5 protein-coding genes are annotated in these 6,304 nt (G+C 72.8%); 1 reads left to right on the forward strand and 4 read right to left on the reverse strand.

Annotated elements, in window-relative coordinates:
* Positions 1-490: 490 nt before the first annotated feature.
* Entirely contained in the window at positions 491-1,477 is a 987-nt protein-coding gene (gene rarD, locus AOK09_RS31240; RefSeq protein WP_055590598.1) for an EamA family transporter RarD, read from the forward strand.
* Positions 1,478-1,656: 179 nt separating this feature from the next.
* Here the strand turns inward: rarD and AOK09_RS31245 are convergent, their stop codons facing one another.
* From AOK09_RS31245 to AOK09_RS31260, 4 genes are all read right to left on the reverse strand, one after another.
* Positions 1,657-2,946 carry an ABC transporter substrate-binding protein gene (locus AOK09_RS31245; RefSeq protein ID WP_055590599.1) on the reverse strand — a complete coding sequence of 430 codons (1,290 nt, stop codon included), beginning with the start codon at positions 2,944-2,946 and terminating at the stop codon, positions 1,657-1,659.
* 371 nt (positions 2,947-3,317) lie between these two features.
* The gene (locus AOK09_RS31250; RefSeq protein WP_079063580.1) at positions 3,318-4,199 is read right to left on the reverse strand and encodes an ABC transporter permease; all 882 of its coding nucleotides are present in this window, start codon (positions 4,197-4,199) and stop codon (positions 3,318-3,320) included.
* Entirely contained in the window at positions 4,186-5,181 is a 996-nt protein-coding gene (locus AOK09_RS31255) for an ABC transporter ATP-binding protein (RefSeq protein WP_055590600.1), read from the reverse strand. Before AOK09_RS31255 ends, AOK09_RS31250 begins: the two co-directional genes overlap by 14 nt.
* Positions 5,181-6,304, reverse strand: a 1,124-nt coding sequence (locus AOK09_RS31260; protein ID WP_055590601.1) for a LolA family protein, incomplete at its 5' end; no start/stop codon positions are given. The genes AOK09_RS31255 and AOK09_RS31260, both read right to left, overlap by 1 nt.

Consider the following 6,304-nt stretch of genomic DNA (forward strand, 5'->3'; position numbering starts at 1 on the left):
GGATCGCGATACGCGAACGAAGAGTGCTACGGCGGCGGGGGCGCGGAGCGCAGAGACTGCGCCATGGGCGATACCGCTGTGGGAGCGCTCCCAAGCATCGGACCGTGACGTACGCGTGTCAAGGGTTCTGCCACAAGGCTTTGGCGCAGGGGTGTGGGAGCGCACCCACGGCCGGTCGCCCCCGGCGCCGGGGCCTGCCGGCCCGGCGGGCCGGACGCCCGCGGCCCGGCCCGCCGAGCCGGCCGGTGACTGGTTCCGGCGCCTGTCAGGGGATCGGCGGCCCGGCCCGACGAGGGCTGCCGCAGCTGTCCGCAGGGCCCGGCGCCCGGCGCGCACCCCCCGGTCGACCGCGGGCCGCGGCACCCACGGCGGGCCCACGGCCGCCGTCGCGCCCCTGTCAGTACCAAAGCGTGGATACGCGAGTGACATGGGACTCCTGCGACCGGTACCGTCCCTGAGGAGAGACGACCGGGTGGAGGAGCGAGCCCCGATGCAGCAGCAGGAGCCCGAGGCGGGGCAGCGGACCGGATTCTGGTTCGGCTTCGCGTCCTATGCGATGTGGGGGCTCTTCCCCCTCTATTGGCCGCTGCTGGAGCCCAGCGACTCCATGGAGATCCTGGCCAACCGCATGCTCTGGTCACTGGTGGCCGTCGCGGCCATCCTGATCGCCACCCGGCACTGGGGCTGGATACGGCCGCTGCTGCGGCAGCCCGCCCGGCTCGCCATGTGCGCCGGGGCCGCCGCCGTGGTCTCGGTCAACTGGGGCGTCTACATCTGGGGCGTCAACTCGGGGCATGTGGTCGAGACCAGCCTCGGCTACTTCATCAACCCGCTGGTCACCATCGCCTTCGGGGTCCTCCTGCTGCACGAGCGGCTGCGGCCCGCCCAGTGGGCGGCGGTGGGCATCGGCGCCGCCGCGGTGGTGGTGCTCACCCTCGGCTACGGGCGGCTGCCCTGGATCGCCCTGAGCCTGGCCCTCACCTTCGCCGTCTACGGGCTGCTGAAGAAGAAGGTCGGGCTGAGCGGCCTGGAGAGCCTGGCCACCGAGACCGCCTTCCAGTTCCTGCCTGCCCTGGGCTATGTGCTCTGGCTGGCCTTCTCCGGTCAGGGCACCTTCGGCCGCACCGGTGACGGCTACGGCTGGGGGCACTCCGGGCTGCTGGCGCTCTCCGGGCTGATCACGGCGATACCGCTGCTCTGCTTCGGCGCCGCGGCGGTACGGGTGCCGCTCACCATGCTGGGGCTGCTGCAGTACCTGGCGCCGGTGTTCCAGTTCCTGCTCGGCCTGGCGGTCTTCCACGAGGAGATGCCACCGGCCCGCTGGGCCGGCTTCGCCCTGGTCTGGGCCGCGCTTGCGCTGCTGACCTGGGACGCCGTCCGCCAGACCCGCCGCAACCGCAGTGCCCTGCAGCAGGCCGCCGCGGCGCGTGCGGCGCAGGCCGCTCCGTCCCCGGACGGCGCCGCCGTCTCCGGCTGAGCCGTCCCGGCGCCGCCGTACGACGGGTGCCCCCGTACGACGAGAGCCCCCGGTACGACGAGAGCCCCCCGGGCGACGCCCGGGGGGGCCGCACTGCCTGCTCGGCACCGCTCACCGGAGGAGCCCGCCGGGGCCGTGGCGGGCACGGCTCCGGCGGGCTCCCGTGGGTGTGCCGTCGGTCAGGCGGCGAGGTGCTTCTGGGCAGAGGCCGCAAGCGCCTGCTGCAGGGCGGGCACCCGCATGCTCTTGGCGAAGTCGGCCACGGCCTGGTCGATCTCCGCGTTCCAGGCGTTGCTGGCGACCACGCCGTGGGTGAGCGAGCCGACGATCTGGCAACGCTTCCACTCGTCCATGGACCACTGCAGGTACTCGCCGAAGAGCGCCCGGTCCTCGGCGTTGAGGTTGGTCAGCGTGGGGATGGAGCCCTTGGCCCCGTTGAAGCCCAGCTGGCCGCTCTTGCTGCCGCACTCCCGGAGCCAGGCGAGCGCGGTGTCGCGGTGCTTGGCGTGCTTGGGCAGGGTGAAGGAGTCGGAGAGGAACTGGAAGGTCCCCGCCGTGCCCGGCACCGGTGCCCACTCGTAGTCGGTGTGGGCCTGGAGGTTCTGGGTGACCTTGAGGCTGCCCTCCGCCCAGTCGCCCATGATCTGGTAGGCGGCCCGGCCCTCGCCCAGCATGGTGGTTCCCGCGTCCCAGCTGGCTGCCGGGGCGGAGAGGTTGGTGAAGCCGAGCACCTGGTGGTAGTACTCCAGCGCCTGGGTGACCTTGCCGGAGTTCCAGTTGGCGCCCTGCTTCCACAGGGCGGACCAGCCCTCGTGGCCGAGCGCGGCCAGCATGATGGTCTCCAGCAGGTGCTTGAGCGTCCAGGAGTCACCCAGGACCAGCGGCACCTTGGAACCCGCCCGCTTGACCTTCTGCAGGGACGCCAGGAAGGCCGGGAGGGTCTTGGGCGCGGTGTCGGCGCCCACCGCCCTGACGACCTTGGGGTTGGACCAGAGCATGTTGGCGCGGTGGATGTTCACCGGCACCGAGTAGTACTTGTCGCCGGAGCTGATCAGCGGCAGCAGCTGCTCGGGGAAGACGTCCGTCCACTTCTGCTCGGCGTAGAGGTCGTTGAGATCCTCGAGTTTGCCGGCGGTGATGTAGTCGCTGAGTTCCGCGCCCGCGTGGCCCTGGAAGGAGTCCGGCGGGTTGTTGGCGTCCAGTCGCTTGGCGAGTTCCGCCTTGGCGTTGGCACCGGCGCCGCCCGCGACCGCGCGGTTGACGAAGTTGACATTGGGCTGGTTGATCTTGAGGTCGGCGAGGAGCGCCTGAAGACCGGCGTTCTCGGCGCCTTCGGTCCACCAGGAGAAGACCTCGACCTCTCCCGAGGGGGAAGCAGTGCTGCCCCCCTTGCTGCCGCAGGCGGACAGCACTGCGGATCCTGCGACGGCCCCGGTGGCCAGCAGGAACGCCCTGCGGCTTATGGACATGTGTGGATCTCTCCCGTTCGTGCCGGAGGAACGCGTGGCACGGCGCTGAGGGGTGGTGCGCCGCGTGCCGCCCGCGCCGCCGCCCGGTCCGGCGGGACCTGAGGGGGATCCACACGACCAGGCGCAGACGGCAGTACACGCTCGATGAGTTGCGGTCATCCCATCGGTGGAGTGGGAGGGGAGTCAAGTTGGCTCCCGGTGTTTGAGACAAAAACAACCGTCATTTCACGGGCCGCACCGATTGCGTCGCCCAGCGTCACCAAATCACGTTGCGATCGTTCGTACGTGCACGATCAGTGAATAGCGGGTGCTGTTCGAACGACCGGCGGGCCGGGCGGCCGGGTGCCGCCCGGCCCGCCGGCCCGGTCGTCTCAGGAGGTGATGTCGCGGCTGGTGAAGCGGGCCCAGGCGGCCGTGCCGAATACGGCGGCGTAGAGTCCCTGAAGGCCCAGATTGCGCAGCACGTCGTGCAGGTACGCGGGCTGCCGCAGCAGGTCCGCGAAGCTCAGCCAGTAGTGCGGGAAGAGCCACGGCCCGATGGAGTGCAACTGCGGTATGCCGTCCAGGATCTGAACGGTGATGACCAGTCCCACGGTGGTGGCCATTGCGGCGATCCCGCTGCCGGTCAGCGTGGACACAAAGAGCCCGATGGCGACCAGCCCGGCCAGTGACGCCGCGACCAGCACGGCGATGAGACCGGTCCGCAGCAGCGCCGCCCAGAAGGAGATGGAGTCGCCGGAGAGCAGGGTCACCCGGCCCACCGGGAAGAGCGCGGCGCCGGTGGCAAGTGCGGACAGCGCCACGGTCAGCGTGGCCGCCGCGCAGAAGGACAGGGCGGCGGTGAACTTCGCGGCCAGCAGGCGGGTGCGCCCGGCCGGGGCCACCAGCAGATAGCGCAGGGTGCCGCTGCCGGCCTCGCCGGCCACCGAGTCGCCCGCCACCACCCCCACCGCCATCGGCAGGAAGACCGGCAGGGTCACCACGAACGAGGTGAAGACCAGGAAGAGGCCGTTCTCGGTGACCTGGGCCATGAAGGCCGGGCCGCCGCCTCCGCTGTCCCCGACCTCCACCTTGATCACCACCCCGATCAGCACCGGCAGCGCGGCCAGGATGGCCAGCAGCGCGATGGTGCGCAGCCGCCGGAAGGTGATCGACAGTTCACTGCGGAACAGGGCCAGCACGCCCAGCGCAGTCCGCGGCCGCCCGCCCGGCGCCGCCGTCCGCGGCAGCACCGCGGCCTCACCCGGCGACATCGAATCCCTCCCCGGTCAGGGCCACGAAGGCGTCCTCCAGAGTGCCCCGCTCGGTACCGAAGGAGCGCACCCGCACCCCGGCCCCGACCAGTGCGGCGCACAGCTTGGGCAGGTGCCCGTCCGGATCGTCGGCGGCGCCGGAGGGCGGCTCGCCGTCCAGCCGGTCGCCGGTGGTCCGCAGATCGGTCACCCCGTGGTCGGCCAGCACCCGGGCGGCCAGCTCCCGGTCCGGCGTCTGCACCACCAGGCGGCCGCGGGCGCCGGCCGCCAGCTCGGCGACGGTGCCCTGCACCACCAGCCGGCCGCGGGACATCACCGCGGCATGGGTGCAGACCTGCTCGATCTCGTCCAGCAGATGCGAGGAGAGGAAGACGGTGGTGCCGTCCGCCGCGACCTCCCGCACCAGGGCGCGGATCTCCCGCATGCCCTGCGGGTCCAGGCCGTTGGTCGGCTCGTCCAGCACCAGCAGCTCCCGGGGCTGCAGCAGGGCGGCGGCCAGACCCAGGCGCTGCTTCATCCCGAGCGAGTACGCGCGGGCCTTCTTGCCCGCCGCCGCTGCCAGACCGACCCGCTCCAGCGCCTCGGCGACCCTGCGGTCGCGGGTACGGGGGTCCGCGGCCGGATCGGCGGAGTCGTACCGGACCAGGTTGTCGCGCCCGGAGAGGAACCCGTACAGCGCCGGGCCCTCGATCAGCGCCCCCACCCTGGGCAGTACCGCCGTCACCGACTGCGGCATCGGTGCCTCCAGCACCGTGGCGGTGCCGGAGGTGGGGGCGATCAGGCCCATCAGCATCCGGATGGTGGTGGTCTTGCCGGAGCCGTTGGGACCCAGGAAGCCGAAGACGCTGCCGCGCGGCACCGTCAGGTCCAGGCCGTCCACCGCCAGCTGGCCGCCCCGGAAGCGCTTGGTGAGGCCCCGGGTGCGGATGACGGCGGGGGCCGGGCCGTCAGCGGCGGCCCGGCCCGCCGTCGAGTCGGTCACTACCGGGCCCCCGCGGCGTGCTCCAGGACCTGCGCCGACACCGCACCCGCGTACACCGTGCCGTTGTCGCCGATCAGCACGTTGACCAGGCGGCTGTGGATCAGGGTGCCGCCCAGGACCGGCTTGCCCAGCCCCTTGGCCAGGGAGAGCATCCCCTGGCTGCCGTGGTCCGCGGGCAGCTTGAAGGAGGCCACCGTGGTCCAGCCCGTGCCGCTGAGGACGGGGCCGTCGGTGTTCCGCCCGCTCGCCGGGCCGGGCCGCCCGGCCGCCGTCCGGTCACCGGCGGCGGACGCCTTCTGCTCGGTGACCTTGGCGCCCTTGGGCGGGCTGAAGTCGAAGGTGCGCGCACCGGGCCTGGCGAACGACACCGAGGCGAAGTGCACATCGAAGACCGGGCTGCCGCCGCCGGCCGCGTTCACCCGCACCCGCAGCGGGACCCCGGTCGCGGCGTCGACCGCTATCCGCACGTCGCCGACGGTGGAGCCGGACTGCTTGGGCCTGACGCTCAGCTCGTAGGCGTTCCGCCCGGCGACCCGGCTGGTTCCCGCCACGGTCACCGACGAGGTCGTCCCGGCCTGCGCCAGGATCTGCCGGGCCGCCTGCTGCGGGGTGGCGGGCAGTGAACCGCCGTCGAACGGCAGGGCGCGGTCCGGAGAGCCGGTGCGGCTGTCGTGGCCGGCGGGCAGCGTGGAGTGCACCGCCTCGTTGGTGGTGCTGTCCCAGCCCCACACCTGGTTGCCGTTGTGCACGATCTCGTACTCGGCCAGCTTGTCCATCAGCCCCAGCCGCTGCCGGTCGGGCCCGTCCACGGCCACCTGCAGGGTGTGGCTGCCCGCCAGCAGCTCCGTCAGCCGCGCCTGGGGGGACGCCGTGCCGCCGCCCTCGGCGCCGCCCTTGGCCCGGCTGTGTGCGGCGCCGGACCCGCCGAACGGGCCGCCGGCGCCACCGAGCGCCCCGGCGCCGTCCAGCACGCCCGCGGGGAGACCCAGGTCGGCGTCGGCCTGGACGGTACCGCTCAGCGACTGCACATCGGAGGCCAGCACCTTGGCGACCAGCTGCTCGGCGCTCTGCTGCGGCAGGGTGGGCCCGGCGTCCGAGGCCAGCGCCGGGACCAGGCCGATGC

It is taken from the genome of Peterkaempfera griseoplana (assembly GCF_001418575.1).
Classification (GTDB): Bacteria; Actinomycetota; Actinomycetes; order Streptomycetales; family Streptomycetaceae; genus Peterkaempfera; species Peterkaempfera griseoplana.